Source organism: Azospirillum sp. TSH58, from assembly GCF_003119115.1.
In the GTDB taxonomy this organism is placed as follows: domain Bacteria; phylum Pseudomonadota; class Alphaproteobacteria; order Azospirillales; family Azospirillaceae; genus Azospirillum.
The window spans coordinates 107,190-126,860 of record NZ_CP022365.1; the positions used below are offsets into that span (position 1 = coordinate 107,190).

General features: G+C 65.0%; 14 protein-coding genes and 2 pseudogenes. 6 read left to right on the forward strand and 10 right to left on the reverse strand.

The window, feature by feature from the left end:
* Window positions 1-45: 45 nt before the first annotated feature.
* From TSH58p_RS34700 to TSH58p_RS18330, 4 genes and pseudogenes are all read left to right on the forward strand, one after another.
* Window positions 46-405, forward strand: coding sequence for a transposase (locus TSH58p_RS34700; protein WP_371732445.1), 360 nt, complete (start codon window positions 46-48; stop codon window positions 403-405).
* The gene (gene tnpB, locus TSH58p_RS18320; RefSeq protein ID WP_199230278.1) at window positions 405-758 is read left to right on the forward strand and encodes an IS66 family insertion sequence element accessory protein TnpB; all 354 of its coding nucleotides are present in this window, start codon (window positions 405-407) and stop codon (window positions 756-758) included. The genes TSH58p_RS34700 and tnpB overlap by 1 nt, the downstream gene beginning before the upstream one ends.
* A 69-nt stretch (window positions 759-827) precedes the next feature.
* Window positions 828-2,403: pseudogene (locus TSH58p_RS18325) on the forward strand (IS66 family transposase).
* Window positions 2,404-2,929: 526 nt separating this feature from the next.
* Window positions 2,930-3,772 (forward strand): class I SAM-dependent methyltransferase, encoded by an 843-nt coding sequence (locus TSH58p_RS18330; protein ID WP_109469317.1) that lies wholly within the window; start codon window positions 2,930-2,932, stop codon window positions 3,770-3,772.
* 36 nt (window positions 3,773-3,808) lie between these two features.
* Here the strand turns inward: TSH58p_RS18330 and TSH58p_RS18335 are convergent, their stop codons facing one another.
* From TSH58p_RS18335 to TSH58p_RS18350, 4 genes are all read right to left on the reverse strand, one after another.
* Window positions 3,809-6,544 (reverse strand): methyltransferase domain-containing protein, encoded by a 2,736-nt coding sequence (locus TSH58p_RS18335; RefSeq protein ID WP_247874362.1) that lies wholly within the window; start codon window positions 6,542-6,544, stop codon window positions 3,809-3,811.
* 443 nt (window positions 6,545-6,987) lie between these two features.
* Window positions 6,988-8,064 carry an IS5 family transposase gene (locus TSH58p_RS18340; RefSeq protein ID WP_109469318.1) on the reverse strand — a complete coding sequence of 359 codons (1,077 nt, stop codon included), beginning with the start codon at window positions 8,062-8,064 and terminating at the stop codon, window positions 6,988-6,990.
* Window positions 8,065-8,186: 122 nt separating this feature from the next.
* The gene (locus TSH58p_RS18345; RefSeq protein ID WP_109071096.1) at window positions 8,187-9,314 is read right to left on the reverse strand and encodes a DegT/DnrJ/EryC1/StrS aminotransferase family protein; all 1,128 of its coding nucleotides are present in this window, start codon (window positions 9,312-9,314) and stop codon (window positions 8,187-8,189) included.
* A 25-nt stretch (window positions 9,315-9,339) separates the two neighbouring features.
* Window positions 9,340-10,374: an NAD(P)-dependent oxidoreductase gene (locus TSH58p_RS18350; RefSeq protein WP_109071095.1), complete on the reverse strand. Its 1,035-nt coding sequence runs from the start codon at window positions 10,372-10,374 to the stop codon at window positions 9,340-9,342.
* Between the two features lie 188 nt (window positions 10,375-10,562).
* On the opposite strand from TSH58p_RS18350, the gene TSH58p_RS18355 reads away from it, so the two are divergent.
* Window positions 10,563-11,393 (forward strand): class I SAM-dependent methyltransferase, encoded by an 831-nt coding sequence (locus tag TSH58p_RS18355; RefSeq protein WP_109071094.1) that lies wholly within the window; start codon window positions 10,563-10,565, stop codon window positions 11,391-11,393.
* A gap of 22 nt (window positions 11,394-11,415) precedes the next feature.
* Here TSH58p_RS18355 and TSH58p_RS18360 read toward each other — a convergent pair whose 3' ends face one another.
* Together TSH58p_RS18360 and TSH58p_RS18365 are read right to left on the reverse strand one after the other, a co-directional pair.
* Window positions 11,416-12,621, reverse strand: a complete 1,206-nt coding sequence (locus tag TSH58p_RS18360) for a tetratricopeptide repeat protein (protein WP_247874134.1) — start codon at window positions 12,619-12,621, stop codon at window positions 11,416-11,418.
* 248 nt (window positions 12,622-12,869) lie between these two features.
* Window positions 12,870-14,069: an IS256 family transposase gene (locus TSH58p_RS18365; RefSeq protein WP_109469057.1), complete on the reverse strand. Its 1,200-nt coding sequence runs from the start codon at window positions 14,067-14,069 to the stop codon at window positions 12,870-12,872.
* 155 nt (window positions 14,070-14,224) lie between these two features.
* Here TSH58p_RS18365 and TSH58p_RS18370 point away from each other — a divergent pair.
* Window positions 14,225-15,033 (forward strand): annotated as a pseudogene (locus TSH58p_RS18370) (IS5 family transposase).
* A 350-nt stretch (window positions 15,034-15,383) separates the two neighbouring features.
* On the opposite strand, the gene TSH58p_RS18380 reads toward TSH58p_RS18370, so the two are convergent.
* The 4 genes from TSH58p_RS18380 to TSH58p_RS18395 form a co-directional block, all read right to left on the reverse strand.
* The gene (locus TSH58p_RS18380; protein WP_109072729.1) at window positions 15,384-16,286 is read right to left on the reverse strand and encodes a glycosyltransferase; all 903 of its coding nucleotides are present in this window, start codon (window positions 16,284-16,286) and stop codon (window positions 15,384-15,386) included.
* Entirely contained in the window at window positions 16,228-16,596 is a 369-nt protein-coding gene (locus TSH58p_RS18385; protein WP_247874309.1) for a hypothetical protein, read from the reverse strand. The genes TSH58p_RS18380 and TSH58p_RS18385 overlap by 59 nt, the downstream gene beginning before the upstream one ends.
* 430 nt (window positions 16,597-17,026) lie before the next feature.
* Window positions 17,027-17,758: an FkbM family methyltransferase gene (locus tag TSH58p_RS18390; RefSeq protein WP_109072731.1), complete on the reverse strand. Its 732-nt coding sequence runs from the start codon at window positions 17,756-17,758 to the stop codon at window positions 17,027-17,029.
* Between the two features lie 88 nt (window positions 17,759-17,846).
* Window positions 17,847-19,499 (reverse strand): hypothetical protein, encoded by a 1,653-nt coding sequence (locus TSH58p_RS18395; protein WP_109072732.1) that lies wholly within the window; start codon window positions 19,497-19,499, stop codon window positions 17,847-17,849.
* Window positions 19,500-19,671 lie beyond the last annotated feature (172 nt).

Here is a 19,671-nt window from a genome sequence, read left to right on the forward strand (position 1 = left end):
GATAGTCCTGGTGCTGTCCCTATGACGGCGAGCGCTCCCTTGGTGATGGAGATCGTCGAGGCGGCCCCCCGCCGGCGGTATTGGTCGCAGGCGGAGAAAGAGCAGCTGGTGGCGGAAACCTGCGAGCCGGGCGTGAGCGTGTCGCTGGTCGTCCGCCGGCGCGGGGTCGATCCCAGCCTGTTGTTCCGCTGGCGCCGCCAGATGCTCACTCCGGCCGAGCCGACGCCCATCTTCGCGCCGGTGGAGGTGGCGGACGCCACGCCGGCTCTTCCCCTCACGCCGCCAGCTCCATGCGGTGCCGGCCTGATCGAGATCGAGTTGGCCGGCGGACGGCGGCTGCGGGTCGGGCGGGATGTCGATGCCGAAGCATTGCGCCGGGTGATCAACGTGCTGGAGCGGCCATGATGCTGTCGATCCCGGCCGGTGTGCGCATTTGCCTGGCGCTGGAGCCCTGCGACATGCGCCGCGGCTTCGACGGACTGGCCCTGCTGGTGCAGCAGGCCCTCGGCAAGGACCCGTTCTGCGGCCACCTTTACATCTTCCGAGGGAAAGGTGCCGGGCGCGTGAAAATTCTCTACGCCGATCAGAACGGCCAGTGCCTGTTCGCCAAAAGGCTGGAAAAGGGGCGATTTGTCTGGCCAACGACACGGACGCCGGGCGGCACGGTGGTGCTGACGCCGGCGGAACTGTCCCTGCTTCTGGAGGGACTGGACTGGCGTCACACCGTGTCGGCATCCAGGCCGGCCGTAGCGGGATGAATGGGAGAAAAGGTGAGGAAAACCGCGGGCTTGGCTGGCTTGGGGCCGTGATCTGCGGTACAATCGGCCATGCGCTTCGACCTCGACAACCTGCCCGCTGATCCGGCCCTGCTGCAGCAGATGGTGCGCGATTTGGCCGAGGTCGTGGAGCGCCAGAAAGCCGATCTGGCGGAGTTGGAGGCTCTGCGTCAGCAGCTTCGGCAGATGCAGCGCACCGTCTTCGGGCGCCGCTCCGAGCGGCTCGATCCCGATCAGCTCGATCTCGGGTTGGAGGAGCTGGAGGCCGACATCGCCCGGGTCGAGGCCAAACTCGCAGCCCCTGAACCGGAACCGTCGGCCCCTGCGGAACCACCCAGCCGTGGCCGCGAGTTGCCCGATGATCTGCCGCATCACGATCTCACGCTCGAGCCGCCCGGGCTGGAGTCCGGCGCCGGGGTTTGCCCCTGCGGCGGCGGGGCTTTGCATGAGGCCGGCGAGACGGTGGCCCGGATGATCGACTACGTGCCGGCCCAGGTGCGGGTGCTGCGCATCCGCCGGCCCAAATACGCCTGCCGCGGCTACGGCACGCTGCATCAGGCGCCGGCCCCGGAGAAGCCGATCGCCAAGGGCATGGCGACGCCGGCGATGCTGGCGCACGTCATCACCAGCCGCTACTGCGATCATCTGCCCTTCTACCGCCAGGCGCAGATCCTGGCCCGCAACGGCTTCCCCGTTGATCGCTCGGTTCTGGCGGGCTGGGCGGGACAGGCGTGCTGGTGGCTGGAGGCGCTGCATGAGGAACTGGGCAAGGCCCTGTTCGCCTCGGCCAAGCTGTTCGCCGAGCCCGCAGGGCCAGCGAAGCTACGACACGCCGATGCCGACGCTGGCGCCGGGAACCGGCCGGGTGAAGACCGGACGGCTGTGGGCCTATGCCCGCGATGACCGGCCCTGGCAGGGGCTGGACCCGCCAGCGGTGATTTACGCCTACACCAGCGATCGCAAAGGCGAACGCCCAGCCGCCCACCTGCGGGAGTTCCGCGGGGTGCTGCAGGTGGACGGTTACGCCGGGTTCGAACGGCTGGCTGCCGGCAACCGGGTCGTGCTGGCGGCGTGCTGGAGCCATGCGCGTCGACGCTTCTACGACTTGGCCGAAAACGGCTCGCCGATCGCCGCCGAGGCGTTGCGCCGCATCGCCCGGCTCTACGCGATCGAAGAGCGCATCCGCGGCCGCACGGCCGATGAGCGCCGACAACTTTGGCAAGCCGAGGCCGCTTCCCAGGTGGCGGAGCTGAAGGCGTGGCTGGAGCACGAACTTCCCCGCCTGCCGGGCCGCTCCAAGCTGGCCGAGGCGATCCGCTATGCGCTCGGTCGCTGGAAGGCGCTGTGCGTCTACCTGGGCGACGGCCGGGTGGAGATGGATACCAACACAGTGGAGCGCTGCATCAGGCCGGTAGCCCTCGGCCGGAAGAATAGCCTCTTCGCCGGCTCCGAGGGTGGTGGCCATCGCTGGGCGGTGATCGCCTCGCTGGTTGAGACCTGCAAGCTCAACGCTGTCGAACCGTTCGCCTACCTGCGCGACGTCCTGGAGCGCATGGTGAACGGCTATCCCGCCAGCCGCCTCGCCGATCTCCTCCCCTGGAACTGGAAGCCCGCCGTCAACGCCTGATCCGGTGCAATCACGCTCCGCTTACGCAGCGAACGGCAACTGGAGATCAGCTCTGGCACAGCCTTGTGGTATATCCCGGCAAACAGGTTCCGATCCGATGGGTGCTGGTGCGCGACGTGCAAGGGAGGCTTCGAGCCACAGGGCTTTCTCTGCACTGGCCTCCAAGCCGATCCGCTCGATGTGCTGCGCTGGTTTGTTCGGCGCTGGGCCGTCGAAGTGACCTTCGCCGAGGTGCGCCGTCACCTGGGGGTTGAGACCTAGCGGCAATGGTCGGAACCGGCGATCGCACGCACCATTCCGGCCCTGCTCGGTCTGTTCTCGCTCGTCAAACTGTGGGCCAACGACATCTCGGCGGGGGCGGCAATCGCACCGCATGCCGCGCTGTGGTATCGCAAAGCCGAGCCAACCTTCAGCGATGCTCTCGTGGCCGAACAAGGGTTTTGGGAAGACCGGTTCCAACGTATGCTCTCGGTCGGCGGCTCGGTTCCATCGGGCCGAGGAATGGCCGGCCGCAAGGGAGAAAGCCGTGAAGCGCATCAGCGAGGACAAGGCAGCGGATCTTGCCCGGGACATCCGGACCCTGCTCAAGGTCCATGCCGAGGCCATGGGGGGCATCGAGGAAATGCTGGACAGGCCGAGCGTTCCCATCGCCGAGGCCGTGGCGGAACTGGCCGCCATGTCGCGTGGCTTCGCCGCCAACTGCCACGACGTGAAGTTCCGCTACGACTGGAGCATCCCGCCTGCGCCGGAATGGTTCGATCATTTTATCGACGCCTATCTCCTGCTGCGCCGCGACCGGAACACCTTCTGGATGGAGCGGGGCGTCTATGGTGTCCTGGCTCTGTCGCGGGGCGGGAGGGTGCTTGAGCTATGCTGCGGGGATGGCTACTACACGCGGAATTTCTATGCGCCCTTCGCCGGAAGCATCGTGGCACTCGATTTCGACCCCGACGCCATCGCGCACGCCCGGCGCTACAATGCCGCGCCGAACGTCGAATTCCGGAACGCGGACATCCGCAAGGACATCCCGAAAGAAACCTTCGACAATGTGGTGTGGGACGCCGCCATTGAGCATTTCACGCCGGATGAGATGGACGGCATCCTGAAGACCGTATCGTCGTGTCTGGATGGAAAAGGCTGTCTCAGCGGCTACACCATCGTCGCCATGGACTCGGGCAAGCATCTGGACCAGCATGAGCACGAGTTTACGTCCATGGGCGAACTCGTGGACTGCCTTTTCACGCATTTCCGCAACGTGAAGGTTTTCGAGACGGTCCATCCGGCCCGCCACAACCTGTATTTCTACGCTTCCGATACCGTCCTGCCATTTGACGGCCATTGGCCGCACGTCGTCGAGAAGCGCCGGTGATCCTGCCGCACCTTCACAGCCGCCCTACCCCCGGCATCACTCCCGAACGGCTTCCATGAACAGGCTATCCGGCTTGTGGGCCGTGCCGGACGGCGTGGTCTCCAGGTGGTACAGGGCAAAACCGGGAATGGCGGACTCGCTTGCCGCCATCGGGCGGCAGCCGACAAAGCCGGCCTGTTCAAGACATCGGCGGAGCGACAGGCGGTCGTACATCCAGCGATGCACCTCGCCACTCAGCCGGAAGCGCCCGATCTCGGTCGGATCTTCCGCACCGGCCGGCTCCGCTTCCTGCTCTACCGTGCCGTCGCTCAGCAGGGCTTCGGCGTCCGAGCCAATGCGGTGGCGGATGAAGTCTAGCGCCTGGACTGGGCACCGTTCCAGGAAGTGGGCGATCCGGCCGCCGCTGGTGTGACGGGCAAGCTGATCGACCAACTCGGCGATCATCCAATCGTGCCGCGCGGCGGCGCCCTCCTCCCCCGCGTCGCAGGCCGCCAATGTACCAAGATAGGCGCGGCAGGCGGCCTCCAGGTCCGGCACCGCGATTCGCAGGGTGCCGCCGGGCTTCAGCACGCGGCGGCATTCCCGTAGGAAGGCAGGGACCGCCGCCGGGCTCAGATGCTCAAGCACGTGAGAGTGGTAGACCGCGTCGAACGTTCCGTCCAGAAAGGGAAGACCTGCGGCTGCGTCGTGAGCCAGCACCGCGTAGCTGTAGGGCATCACGTCCATATTGACCCAGTCGTCGTGAAAACGCTCCCCGCAGCCGATGTTGAGCAGGAGCGGGCGGGCGGGGTTCACTGGCTCGACCACTTCGCACAGATAGGTCTTGGTCGGCGTCGGTTCGTCTAGGACATCGGCAAGGTCATAGGGGATGCTCCGCCAGATGCGCCGGATCAATAGCCCATGGCGGACGAGCAGCGCGCGCAGTTCGCCCTCGTTGAGGATCACCTCGGCCATCGGGGCGCCGTAGCCGGACTTGCGCAGCCAGGTCGTGGGGCGTCGGGCCAGCACGGGAACCGTGTGGAACACCACGAAACGGCGGGCGACACGACGCGCCTCGGCGATGGCCGCCTCGTAGTCCATGGTGTGCATCAGGGAGACGCCATTGAACACGATGTCCATGCTGCCGTTCCCATAGGGCAGCCGGGTGGCGTTGGCCACGGCGAAAGATCGGCCGGGGCGATGCTGGCAGGCCAGTGCGATCATCGGCGTGCTCCGATCAATGCCGGCGTAGCGCACGCGCCCGGGCAAGAGATGATCGAACACCTCGGCGTAATACCCGCTGCCGCACCCCACCTCGAGGAGTGTCGGAGACCACAAGCCGGCAGCCTCCACTGCCTGGGCCGCGACGGTCAGATCGCTGCGCGCCGCGCCGGCGCGCATGCCGGCCAGCAGGTCGCGGAAAGCCTGTTCCTGGGCGTTGCAGACCTCGGGCCGGCTCCATGCCTCATCTGGTCGGGCGGACAGGGTTTGGGCTTGCGCCCGGTCAATCACGCTGTAACCGCGATGCTCCAGTACCGGAGCGGAAGGCGGGGCCGCCGCCGTCTGGGCAGACTGGGCCGCCAGGGGCTCCGGAACCGCCGGCTTCCGCGCTGGCGACCGGGAGGAGAGATGGCGGCGCAGGATCGCGTCGAACTCGTGGATACGCTGGGCCATCCCATGCTCTTCCAGACAGCGCCGTTGACCGTTCCGGGCGATGGCGCGGCGGGCCTCGGGATTGGCCAGATAATGTTCAATCTTCTCGATCAGGTCGTTCACGTCTGTGAAGGTTTCGATGTCCCTGCCAGGCTGGAAGAAAGATGCTAGATTGTCGTGATGCTCCGTCAGCAGGAAGGCTCCGCCCCCGGTCGCCTCGAACAGGCGCATGTTGGAGGTTTCGTTCCCGGCCAAGTTCATGACGCGCCCGTCGCCAGTGAGGCTACTATAGTCGCCGCGGGCGTCGAACACGATGCGCCCGCTTTTCAGCACCCGCTGCATGGCCAGTCCGAAGACCTGGGGCTGCAACCGGCGGCGGGCCGACGGCGGCAGGTCGTCGAGATCGCCACCCAGATGCAGAGCGCAGGAGAAACCACGTTCCTCCGCCGCCTCGGCGATGCGGTTGACCAGCAGGTTGCGCGGGGCGTGATAGGCGCGGGTGTAGGAGCCGGGGAAGACGAGGTCGCACGTTTCGGGCACGTCGGCGACAGTGCTGGCGATCCATTCGGGAAAGCCGGGCATGTAAGGCTCGGCGGCCCGGACTCCCAACCGCTTTGCGGCATCGCGCACGCCGGCGAGTCCCGACAGGATGAGGTCGAACTCAGACCAGTCGGTGCCTACCGGAATTTTCGCGGCATGCCAGCCGACCACGAGCCGGGGGCGTCGGCGCAGGCTGCGGATGAAGGCGCTGTCGAAGGTGGCCGCGTCGCTGCAATAGAGAATGTCCGGGGCCAGTGCGTCCACTTGGCGGCGCACCACCTCGTGAAGCATGCGGTCGGGCGACGGTGCCGGAAAGCCGTTTTCCCGCAGCCAGGCTCTCTGCGCGGGCCAGGCGTTTCCGATGATCAGGTGGGCCTCGTACCCCACCGTGCTGAGATAGGGCGCAATGTTGTGGAGCGCGCTGAACCCGTCCAGGACAAGCGCTTCGATCTGATTGTCGAACGGCGCCGCCCGCAATGCCGGGTGGGCTTCGTAGAACGCCTCGATGTAACGGGGATAGAAGCTTTCCACCTGGACAAGCCGCAATTCGCCATCCGCCGGTCGTGTTGGTATCGGAAACGATCCGGTCTGCTGGGGCATTGAGGGTGTCCTTTCAGTTTCTGTCCGTGTCGGGCGGCGATGGACAGAATATGGTCCGAACTTAATTAAACATCTGCTGATTTGCAGCTTACAAGATGCGCGGCAAGACGGGGCGCAGTCTGCGCCAAGCGTCGGCGTAGCGCGCCGTCCTCCAGCAGGCGGATCAGGCATGGCTGTACCGCCTCAGGCTCTCAGCCTTCCACGGCAAGCACGCAGCCAAGCCGGGCGAAGGCACCTGTTCGCCTACATTGCAGGCTATTGCAATCGCTAACGCCTCTACTGGCGATCGGCTATAGCAGGGTGCGGAAAAACGAACATATTCCGGCCTTTTGCCTCCGCTGAGGCTGAAAATGCGGGTTTCAGCGGGCGATTTGGTCGGGACGGAGCGTTTTTCCTCGCTCTGAGGCCCCCGGAACCCCCGTTCAGGCGGATTGCGGGCGTGATTATGCCGCAGCCAGCAGCTTGGGCAGGCGGATCAGGTTGTAAGCGGTGGCGGTCAGGGTGAACATCCAACCGACGCGGGCCATGCCGCGATGACGCGTTTTGCGCAAACCGGCTCCCTTGATCCAGCCGAACACCTCCTCGATCCGTTTGCGGATGCGCAAGGACACAGCATAGCCAGGGTGGCGGGTGGTCCGGCCATCGATCGCCGAGCGGCGGTTGCTCGTGTTCTGCGCGATGTGCGCAGCGGCACCCAACTCACGCATGTTCGCCACGAAATCCTTGGTGTCGTAAGCCTTGTCGGCGCCCACCGTGATGTGGTGGCGGCCGGGGATCGCCTCGACCATGGACACCGCCGCCTCGCGTTCGGCCAAGCCGGTGGCTGCCGTCAGCCGGACATTCACCACCAGGGCGTTCCGGTTCTCCATCAGGGCGTGGCCCATGAAGGCCAGCTTCGCCGGCTGCCCGTTGCCCTTGCGGTACAGCCGCGCCTCGGGATCGCTGGTCGAGGCATGGGTCTCGTTGGACCGCTTCTCACCATGGAAGTCGCGGTCGCCGTTGCGTCCCGGCCCCGGCGGCTCACCGCTGCCGTCCTTGGGCCGGAAGCTCTTCACCGAGGCCCACGCTTCGATCAGCGTCCCATCCACCGAGAAGTGCTCGTCAGACAGCAGCGCCTTGACCCGGGGTTGACCCAGCACGGTGGCCAGGAACTTGCCCGCCACATCGCCGGCCAGCAGGCGCTCACGGTTCTTGGTGAACACGGTCACGTCCCACACCGGGGCGTCCATCGACAAGCCGACGAACCAGCGGAACAGCAGGTTGTAGTCGAGTTGTTCCATCAGTTGGCGTTCCGAGCGCACCGAGTAGAAGGCCTGGAGCAGCAGCGCCCGCAACAGCTTCTCCGGCGGGATCGAGGGGCGCCCGATCTTCGAGTACAGGCCTTCGAACGCCGGCGACATCACCTCCAGCGCTTCATCCACGATGGCCCGGATCGGCCGCAGCGGGTGATCGGCCGGAACCCGCGCCTCGCAGCTCACGTAGCTGAACAGACCCTCGCTGCGTTCGTCCGAGCCCCGCATCGCCCCCCTCGCTGGCTGCATTCTCCACGACCCCAGAGAATCACGACCGGCCGGCTACGCACAGCCTTTTTCCGCGGCCTGATAGAGCTTTTGAGCAGGCCGAGTTGCGGGCCGGCCGCCGGTTACCCGGCACGAAACGCGCCCGCCACCGCTTCGGCCACGCGCGCGACCTGCCGGTCGGTCATCTGCGGATACATGGGAAGGCTGAGGATGCGTCCGGCCAAGCTTTCGGTCCGGGGCAGCCCGCCGGGAGCCAGAGGCACGCGCCCCGCATAGGCCGGCTGACGATGGATCGGTACGGGATAATGGATGCCCGTGGCAATCCCGCGCGCCGTCAGCGCCATGCGCAGGGCGTCGCGCTCTTCGAATTCGACGACATATTGGTGGAATACGTGGACGGCGCCGGCGCGTCGGCGCGGCAGGGTCAGCGGCAGCCCGGCAAGCCGGTCGTCGTACAGCGCGGCGATCTGCTGCCGACGCGTGTTTTCGGTTGCCAGATAGGGCAGTTTGGCCCTCAGCACCGCCGCCTGCACTTCGTCGAGCCGGCTGTTGCGTCCGGCCAAGGCACTGACGAAGCGGTCGCGCCATCCGTACTGGCGCAGTTCCCGGACCCGCTCGACTAGGGCCGCGTCGCTGGTTGTCAGCACCCCGGCATCGCCGAGCGCACCGAGATTCTTGGTCGGGTAGAGGCTGAAGGCGGCGGCGTTTCCGAAGCCGCCCACCGGCTGGTCCCGCCACAGGGCGCCATGCGCCTGCGAGGCGTCCTCGATCACCGCGATGCCATGGCGTCCAGCAATCTCCAGGATGGCGTCGAGATCGACCGGCTGGCCGTAGAGATGGACGGGGATGACCGCTTTGATCCGGCCGCCGGTAGGGTCGGCGCGCAGCACCGCTTCCAGGGACTCCGGATCGAGGCCATGCATTGCATCGACATCGGCCAGCACAGGCGTCGCCCCGGCCATTTCGATTGCCGCGACGGTGGCGACTGCCGTGTGCGATACGGTCACCACTGCATCGCCGCGTCCGATGCCCAGCGCTTCCAGGGCTAGCACGATGGCGTCGGTGCCGTTGGCCACGCCGACGGCACAGGCGGTGCCGGCGACAGGAGCGAACTCCGCTTCAAAAGCTGTCACCTCCTGGCCCAGGATGTACCAACCGCTATCCAGCGCCCGGCGCAACGCGGCGTCTATCCCGTGGCGGTGGGCACGATACGAGGCGACGGGATCGGTTTGCGGAACGCTGTCGTCCATGGAATGAAACAGGCCCTTCTAACCGTCACAGATAATGCCGGACATGTCGGCGGTAGTACGCGACAGTGCGTCGCAGTCCGTCTTCCAAAGGCACGCGGGGTACCCAGCCGGTCACGGTGCGAAAGGCCCGGTCGTCGGCGTAATAATCGCCGATGTCGATCCGTTTGCGTTCCGCCGGGAACTCGTGAACCAAGTAGCGCCCGCCCGATACTGAAGCCAGAAGGGCAGCCGTGTCCGCCAAGCTGTAAACGCCGTCGCCTCCCAGATTGAAGGCGCGTCCGACCGCATCCTCGGCCATGGCGAGACGCATAAGCGCATCGACTGCGTCGTCGACGTAGGTGTAGTCGCGCAATTGCCCCCCGCCCCAGACCTCGAACGGTTGACCCTCGATCACGGCGCGCACCCAGACGCCGAGGAAGGTCTGGCGGGCGTCCTTGATGCGCATCCGCGGCCCATAGGTGTTGGTCAGCCGCAGAGCCGTGGTTTGAAGACCATACACCCGCGTGTAGAGCATATGATAGGACTCCCCGGCGATCTTGTTGATCCCATTGACGTCCACAGGGTCCAGCGGATGCGCCTCGTCCACCGGCAGGTAGCGCGGGCGGCCATAGATTTGGCGCGTGCTGGCGAAGACAATGCGTGCGCCGGGATTGTGCTGGCGGCAAATCTCAAGGATGGACAACTGTGCGGTGCCGTTGATGGCGAGGTCGGTGAACGGGTCGTTCATCGAGTCAAGGTGCGATGTCTGCCCCGCCAGATTGAAGATCAACTCGCGGTCGTGCATCAACCAGCGCAGGCTGTGCGGGTCGCGGATGTCCGAGACATTGATGCGGACCGGTGGCGCGGCACCGTCCAGACCATCTCCTTCCAGGTTGAACGGATTGCCGCCATATTCCGGGACCAAGCTGTCGACCACCACCACATCGGCCCCAAGGCCGGCCAGTCGCAGCGCGAGATTGGAGCCGATGAAGCCGAGCCCGCCGGTGATCAGCACACGGCGACCGGCCCAACAGGAGAACTTGCCAGTATCGGTGGGCAGCATGGCGTCGAGGGTGTTCATCGGTATCCGTGGAACTGGTACACGCATCGGACTCCCTGTTGCCGTCGATGCGGAAGGCCGATCCGACCATATCATCTTCATGCCGAATGGCAGCGCTTGTCACGCCCGAAATTGCCGCGCAGAGTGGCGCCTGCGTTCCCCCGACGCGATGACGGTCCGCCCGCCGCCTCTTGAGAGAGCCTATACCCATGAACATCACGTCCCGATGCCGCAGAAAGCCCGGTCCGCTGGTGGTCGCCACCTTGGGGCAGCATTTCGAGCAAATTGACCGCTGTTGGGCTGCGGGAAATCATATCGGAGCGCTCGACATCGTCGCCGCGCTCGTCGAACAACACCCTAGCCGTTCCATCGAATTCCTGGCGCGCGTCTATCCGATTTTCATGGAGTTGGAGAACCGGACCCGGTACGAACTCTACCAGCAGCGTCTGTTCGACTTCCCCATCCGCCCCGGTGACCGCGTGCTCGACATCGGCAGCGGGCACATGCCCTTTCCTTTGGCGACTCATCTGGCCGACATCGCCACCACCGACGACGGCTATGGCCGGGCCGGGGTGCCGTTCCGCTGGATCGAAGACAAGCCCGTCTTCGAGGTGCCGCTGGAAAACACCGGCTTCGCCGATAAGGAGTTCGACTTCGTTTATTGTTCACACGTTCTTGAACATGCGACTGATCCGGAGAAAGCCTGCGCCGAACTCATTCGTATCGCCAGGCGCGGCTATATCGAAACGCCTAGCCCGGCGAAGGATTTTTTCCTTCAAATGGCTGGTGTGTCGAATCATCGCTGGTCGGTCGATCTGGACGGCGATTTCCTTTCCATTGTCGAGTACACGCCCTGGGACATTGCCGGTATCGGGTCCAACGTTTTGCTTCATATGTGCTGCGATCCCGTCACGGAACGCGAGAAGGCGCTCAAGTCATTACTTCTTCTGTGCGCGGATCGTGTGAACACTATGTTCATGTGGGAGGATTCCTTCGAATACTCCGTCCGCCGCATTGCAATGCCGCCGCAAGCGTCATGAGGGCGCGCTTGCTGGATGCCCGTCAGCGCATGAGGGCAAGCCCCAAATTCTGGTAGGTTCTCAAGGTTCCGGCAGCGGCCCAGGGGCGGGTTCTTATATAATACTCCAGGCCGCGCCTGACATGGGACAGGACATGCCGGTGTTCCTCCAGTGCCTCCGTGCGTCGGTTCATCGCTTCCAGCGTCAGGGCACGGTCAAAGCGGGACATGATCAGGGATGGAGCGGCCTTGATCGCGCGGTTGTGCAGGTCGAGCGCCTGTTCGAAATGCCCTTTCCTCTGCTGTGTCAGGCCGAGCCAGCCAAGAACGGCCGGGTGCTGCGCTTCGATTTTCATCGCGCGCGTTAGCGTGCCTTCAGCTTGGTCAATCTCTCCGGCGGCCAGATGCGCGAGGCCCAGGGTCGCCAGGGCTGAAGTGCTCTGGGAAGGACTGCTCTGCAGCAGCCGGACGGCTTCGCCGCCCCGGTTCAGCCCGATCAGGGCCATAGCTTGGTAAAGGTGCAGGGAGGCGATCTCCGACGGTGGCAGAGTGGGAGCGTGCCGGTCTATCGTGATCGTCTCTTCGAAACGGCACGCTTCGTTCAGGGTTGTGGCCAAGCGGAACAGCAGGGACATCTGGCCAGGCTCGATCTTGAGGCTGGCCTCGAAGCAGTGGATCGCCTCATCCCAGCGTTCCGCAACGTCGTAGGCGCGGCCCAACTGGGCCAGGATTCCTGGATTGTCCGGGAACATGAGCGCGCCCTTCTCCAGTGCAAGAAGGGCGGTCGTGGAATCGGACTGGGTCAATAGGTCCGCTATTTGCAGCAGCACGTCGGCAACCATGGAACGGGCGTCCCGGGCCGAATCGAGGGCGTAGGCGCGCTCCAGCAGGGCAAGAGCGCCGCCCGGATCCTGATGCTGAAGGTGGCTTGCTTGGTCGGCCAGGTCTATGGCTGCCGCCGCCGCAGCATAGCGCGGTTCCAGCGACAGGGCGGTGCGGTGGATGTCGTCCGCTTCGGGCCGCCGGGCGGCGCGCAGGCAATCGGCGAGCAGACCGTACGCAAGGGCATGCTCGGGATTTGCGTCGATCGCTCTCCAAAACGCCTGAATCGCTTGTTCCGTGTCGCCGAGCCTGCGGAAAGAACGCCCCATGACAAAATGATAGTTTGAGAGCGTGTCCGACCGGATGCGTTCCCGCCACGCGGCGACATCGATGGCACCCGCTGAATTGGGTTCCGTTGGGGTGGACAAGGATCTGCTCCCGTGATGCACATGGTTGTCGCGACCGGCTGGCCTCAACTTACCGGGTCTTCCCCGGCACGCGTCAAGCCTGCTGTGCGGGGCAGGTTTGACCATCAGCTCTAGGTTCTGTTCTCAAAGGCTGTGAGGGTTTGGCTGTGCCCTGTTGAAGGGGGATGGCACGATCTGAGGTCGTGTCCCGAGGCGTGGTGTAGGAGCCGGGGCGCTCATCTGGTCTCCGGCGTGTCTGGCCGGGACAGTCACGCGGTCGCAGCGGGCAACGTGAGGGCGAGATCATCGCGCAAGGGGGCGATGGTTTCCAGGGTCATGTAGCGTGCCCGCTGCACCGCCCATTCGTCGTTCTGTTCGAGCAGGATGGCGCCGATGAGCCGGGTGATCGCCGCCTCGTTGGGGAAGATGCCCACCACCTCGGTGCGCCGCTTGATCTCGCCGTTCAGCCGCTCCAGCGGGTTCGTGCTGTGGATCTTGGCGCGGTGCTCCTTGGGAAAGGTCATGAAGGCCAGCACGTCCTCCTCGGCCTCGTCGAGCAGGGTGGCCAACTTGGGCAGCTTGGGGCGGACCTGATCGGCCACCTGGCGCCACTGCGCCTTGGCGGCGCCGGCGTCATCCTGGGCGAACGCGGTGGCGATGAAGGCCGACACCACGCGCCGGCCGCTCCGCCCGGCATGCGCCAGGGCGTTGCGCATGAAGTGCACCCGACAGCGCTGCCACGTGGCGCGGAACACCTTGGACACGGCGGCCTTGATGCTTTCGTGGGCGTCGGAGATCACCAGCTTCACCCCGGCCAAGCCGCGGCGCTTGAGCTTGCGCAGGAACTCGATCCAGAAGGTCTCGGCTTCCGAGGCGCCGATGTCCATGCCCAGCACCTCGCGCCGGCCGTCGGTGTTCACGGCCACCGCGATGGTGACCGCCACCGAGACGATGCGCCCGTTCTGGCGAACCTTCACGTAGGTGGCGTCGATCCACAGGTACGGCCAATCGCCTTCGATGGGACGCTCCAGGAAGGTCTTCACCCGCTCGTCGATCTCCTCGCACAGCCGGCTGACCTGGCTCTTGGAGATGCCGCTCATGCCGAGCGCCTTCACCAGATCATCCACCGAGCGCGTCGAGATGCCGTGGACGTAGGCTTCCTGGATCACGGCGGTCAGCGCCTTCTCGGCCATGCGGCGCGGCTCCAGGAAGCCGGGGAAGTAGCTGCCCTTGCGCAGCTTGGGGATGCGCAGCTCGACGGTGCCGGCTCGGGTCTCCCAATCACGCTCGCGGTAGCCGTTGCGCTGAACCAGCCGCTCGGCGGAGCGCTCACCGTGGGCGGCGCCGGTCAGGCCTTGCACCTCCAGTTCCATCAGCCGCTCGGCTGCGAAGCCGATCATCTCGCGCAAGACGTCAGCGTCAGGGCTCTTCTCCAGCAGCGCGCGAAGCGCCATCATCTCGTCGGTCATCGTGGTCACCCTTCGGTCGGGTTGAGGTGTGGTGACCAGACTCTACCGAAGACCCACGATGACCGCCCCGCTGTGGAAAACCGGCCCGCCTACGCCAGCTCTGGGGGCGCTTCGGCGGGCCGGCTCCCCACAGCTCCTACACCACGTTCAGGGACGTGACCCGATCTGAACTGAGCGATGAGCAGCTTCAGCATTTGCTGGAGTTGCTTCCGCCGGAACGCCCGTGGACGGGCCGGCCGGCGCGGGACCTGGAGCGCACCGTGCGGGCGATCCTGTGGGTGAACCGCACCGGCTCGCCCTGGCGCGATCTTCCGGCCGAGTACGGTCCCTGGCAGACGGCGGCCAACCGCTTCTACCGCTGGCGCAAGGCCGGGGTATGGGAGCGCGTGTTGGAACTGGTTCAGGCCGAGGCGGATGAGGCCGGCAAGTTGGACTGGAGCCTGCACCAAGTCGACAGCACAGTGGTCCGCGCCCACCAGCACGCCGCCGGCGCAAAAGGGGGCAGTTGAACCAAGCGCTTGGCCGCTCGCGCGGCGGCTTCTCAACCAAGATCCACCTGCGCGCCGACCGCCACGGCCAACCGCTCGCTTTCGTGCTGAGCCCCGGTCAAGCCGCCGACCAGAGCGCGTTGACGGTGCTGATGGAGGCGGTCGCAGTGCGCCGAGTGGCAGGTGGACGACCGCGGGAAAGACCCGAGCGCGTGGTCGCTGACCGCGCCTACTCCAGCCAAGCCATCCGCCGCTACCTGCGTCGGCGCGGGATCGGGGCGGTGATCCCACAGCCCTCCAGCCAGAAGCCCTGTGCTCTGGTGGATTGGGCCGCCTATCGCTCCCGCAACGCCATCGAGCGCCTGATCAACCGCCTCAAACAGTTCCGTCGCATCGCCACCCGATACGAGAAACTCGCCGCCAACTACCTCGCCATGGTCCACATCGGGGCTATCCGACTATGGCTCAGGGTTTGAGAACAGGACCTAGAGCTGACAAAGGCAAGGTCTTCGGTCAGATTATAGATGAATTTATTGAAACTGGTGCGGAGAGTTTTCCTCTGCGCAGAGAACTCTGCCGGCATTCGGAGCAAGTCAACAAGAACGCCGAAGGTTGCATTAGACTGCCAGCTCGACGGGAACAGCGCTCGCCGAGTGAAAGAATAGAACGATAGCATTTTCTTCTTGTTTGATTGCGGAAAAGGAGACGACCTGTGTATTATCAATTCTACTGGAAATACCAAACGTTAAATTTCTAACCTTAAATAGTCCGTCAGGGAGCGTCAATCGGAAGGCAAGGTTTCGCATTCTGGCGGGCAACGAGCATGTCACCGCAGGGCAAAGGGAAAGCGCGATAGGCATACCCATTCGTGCTTGGTCTCCACATACTGCAGCACCGGCCCCACGTAGCCACAGCGGGCAAGGCCGCCGAGATCCTTCGGCGATGACAGGCTGCGGTATTCGTCCCACACTGTGGCGCGCAGGGCGGTCGCCTCCTTGGTCAGGGAACGGTCGATTTCGGCATGGTAGGACGCGATGTCGGAACCGAGCTGTCCCGTGTGCTGGCGGAAAGTCGCAAGGACGCTGTTGACCACGGTCAGCGGCGCGTGCATGGCGAACCGCCGCCAGAGATCGAAATCACCCGCCCTTTGGAACCGGCAGTCCATGCCCCCGGCCAGACGCCACAGACGCCCTGTCCAGAAACAGCCTTCTTGTTGCACGAAGGGCAGATGCCGGTTGTCGTGGAGCCCGGCGATCAGGGTCTTCGTGGGATAGGCGAAGACGTCTTCGATGAAGACGAGGTTGCCGCGCTCGTTCAGGCGGGCGACGCGGCCGCCGATCCATTGGGTTTCGGGAAAGCGGTCGAGAAGATCGGCGACCGTCTGAAAGGCTCCGGGAAGAAGCCGGTCGCTGGCGTTCAGCCAGGTCAGCACATCCCCATCCCGGACCGGCAAGGCCGAGAAGCCGCGGGCGACGGCGTCGTAAAGACCGGTATCGTGGGCGGAATTGAAAGAGAAGCGCAGGCCGCGGCACAGCGGCGGCAGGCCGCGGCCCTGCGTTCGTTCGGACCAGGCCGCGAGTCGCAGCACGGTTCCGTCCTGCGATCTCCCATCCTGGACATGGTAATGGATTTCGAAGTCCCCGGCTTGGCCGAGCACGCTCAGGATAGTTTCATCGATGAAGCGGCCGGCGTTCAGACAGGGCGTGACCACAAGAAAGCGGCGTGGCATGGCGAATTCCCGGTTCCTGAGAAGGATGTGGGGCGGACCGATGCTCAGGAGCCCGGTTTGATGACGAACAGGAAGTGGTGGAACCCACCGATCGCAGATTCTGCCGGATGGCTGCGTTGATCAGGTTCGCCAAGCCCATGACCTTTTCCGACCGGATGAGTTCGAGGCATTCCGGGGACAGAGCATAGACCCCGACGTTGATGAAATGTGTGAAGACCGGCTTTCCCCGGATGCCAACGATGCGGGATGCCTTCAGTTCGACGATGCCGTAGAGAACCACGACCTGCTCCTGGGCGAGCGCCACGGTCATGCTGTTGCCTTCGATCCCGTGGAACCGCCGCATCTCTGTCATAGGAGATGTTGGTCAGGAGGTCGCCGTTGGTCACCAGAATGGAGGTTTCCGACCTGCCCGGGATCAGCGATATGCCGGCGGCGGTTCCCTGCTTGCGGCCTTCGCACAGGGAGCGGATAACGTGCCCCGTCTCGTCCACGGCCAGAACACCGTGGCAGTTGCACTTTTCCATCAGCGCCAGGATTTCGCCATCGGATATACCAAAATGGGCGATGGTGGGATGCCTTATCATGATGTCGCTGATGGCTGCGCGAAATCGACACGAATCAGGATGGACTGCCGAAAATCATTATCCATGACGCCCCCGGAAATCGGTCTTCTCGGATCGGTGATCGGCTCGAAGGGGGGCATTGATCGAGAGGGTCATGCCGGCGGCTGCCTTGGGTGTTCACCAGCGAGTGTGGCGGGCTTCCGGGCGATCCTGCGGGACGAAGAAGAAATCCACCTGCCAGAACGCACGGTCATGGTCACGGAACAGCGGCTCCGCCATGTCAATGCAGTGGAAGCCCAATGCCTCCACATGCTGGCACATCTGCGGGAAGCGCCGCGTCGGATCGCCAAAATTGTACATCTCGATGACGAGCAGCGAGGCCTGCTTCAGGGTTTCGGCTGCTCCGGCAAGGATTTCCCGCTCGGCGCCGTGGGTGTCGAGCTTGATGGCGAACGGACCCTCCAGCCCGAGACGTCCGACCTCGCGGTCGATGGACACCTGGGGGACGATCCACTGCGGATCGTCCGCTTCGGGGCGGATGGTTCCACCGAACGGCGCGTCCGGAGAGTTGGTGAAGACCGTCTCTCCGTCCTCCACTCCCGCCGCAGCCAACGAGAAGGAAAAGGACGGCTCACCATCCCGCAAGCGTTCAAGATCGGGCTTCCAGTGATCGAAGGCTTCGATAAGGTGGAAACGGGCCTCCGGCCAGACCTGGCGGGCCATCAGGGACCAGCAGCCGTCGGAAGCACCGACGTCGATGACCGTCCGGCATTCCAAGTCACGGGCCTTGATCCGCTTCAGAGCGTTGGCGTGGCTCAGCAGATGGGGAGCCAGGGCCTCCGGATTGCCTTCGATGACGCGCCAGACGGCTTTCTTGAAGGAATCGAGCGCGCTGTCCGGAATATCCAAGTCTGCCCCCAGCCTCTGCGTTCCATATCGGCGCACGACTCCTCCGGCACCGTGGCGGGACGATACACGAAGCCGCAGCCCTATGCCATCAGACCGCTCCCCGGCGGAACAGGAAGCCCCGCAGTTCCGGCTGTTCCGGCGCCCCTTGGACGCAGGGCATCTCCTCGACCGGCATCTGACGGTCGAACTCCAGCCCCTCATCCGCCGCGGCCTTGAGAAACTCCACCAGATTGACCGCCCAGCCCTGCCATGACGTGGTGTAATCAGCGGCGGCGACACGATGCAGCAGTACGAAAGAGGGAACGGACGAGACGACGGGAAGTCGAAGGACGACCAGCAGCTTTCCGGCCGCGGCCGCCAACCGGCGCAGATCCTCCCGCCAGTGCTCACTCTGGTGCAGGCTCCCGCGCGCGATCACGAGATCGTAGCGGCGGGCGAAGGCGGCGGCGTCGCTGTCGTGGAAGGCCGCTTGGGGAACGAGGCTGCGCCCCCGTTCGGCGAGTGCAGGCGTCGCCCGGCAGTGATGCTCGAAGCGTATCCTGGGAAGGAGGAGGTCGAGCGCCTCCTGATGGATGCCAAGCCCGCCATGCCAGTCAAGCACGGTCAGCGGCTCCTCCGGAGTGGCGGCCCGGGCCGCCGCGTAGCCGAGAACCATCGTCTCGGCGGTTGTTCGCGCATCGCCGGCCACCGGCAGCGTGGTTCCCTGGCGCCGCTGCACGATTGCCAGACGGTCGGCCAGTGCGTCCATGGCCGCGGGGACGTTCCAACCCGGTGCGTCGGCTTCCGGCTGCCAGCCGTGCGGCCGGTATTCCCATGCCGGCAGAGCCGGCTCCGCACATGATGGCACGCTGCGGACGGTCGCGAAGGTGGCGAGTGGAGAAAGGCGGGTCAGCTGCTCCTCGTAAGGACGGTAGATCGCTTCGACAACAGCGCTTCCGGGCACCTCTGCGGGATTGACGAGATAGTCTCCCAAATTCCGCTCGAACGCCGCGGCGCCGGTCTGCCGCAGCCGGTGGAAGTGATAAAACACGAGTGGCTGGCCATCGGCCAGAATCCGCCCGTCCCGCAGTTCCAATGGCTGGCTGTCGAGGTTCCAGGGCGCGAGGTTGGCTCCCTTGTGCGCGATGACGTGAAGTCCGGGATAGACTGAAGGCCAGACGTCCAGATAGCGCTGGTCGGCAAAGCGGTCGCCGTCCATGTAGTCGTGACACCATTCCAGACACTGCGCCCGGTAGTCGTCCAGACAGGCGAACCCGACGGGATGCCGCCGCCATGTGATCCAGCCCACGTTGAACAGCCCGTACCGCCGCTTGGCCGCGTTGCGGTCGGAAAAGCGGTGCGGGACGATGGCGACTGGAGCGTTTCCGATTTCCTCGAAGACCATTTCGGGGGAGCCGAAGAACTGGATGTCGGCGTCGAGATAGGTCAGTTGGCCGATCGCCGGATTGCGGTCGAACAGAAAACGCCCGAACGCCCCCGTCAGGGTGAAGTAGTAGGAAGCGGTACTGCGCTGGGATTTGACGGCAGCCAACGCTGGGTCCGCGGCCTCCAACTCGGCCAAGGGGACGGGAATGGTATCGCCGGAGGCTTCGGCGGCGAAATGGCAAGCGGTGGCCGGATCGAGGCACAGGATATGTAGACGGAACGCCACGCCGCTCGCCCGCAGGGAATTGCGCAAAATCAAGCCGCGGGGTAGATAGTTGCGGTCAAAGTACGTGTAGAAATGGTGGGTTCTGGGCATCGCGCCGTCAGTTCCGTTTGCAGTCCCGGGCGACGGCGTTTCCGCGTTGGTGCCGCATCCGCTCACGCCAGACACTGTTCCGCGAGCACGGCGTTGGTCAAGCCGCATTCCCATCGCCGGTGAACGGCCTCCCTACCGACCCTGCGGGGCACTTCTTCCCCTCCTCGGCGGC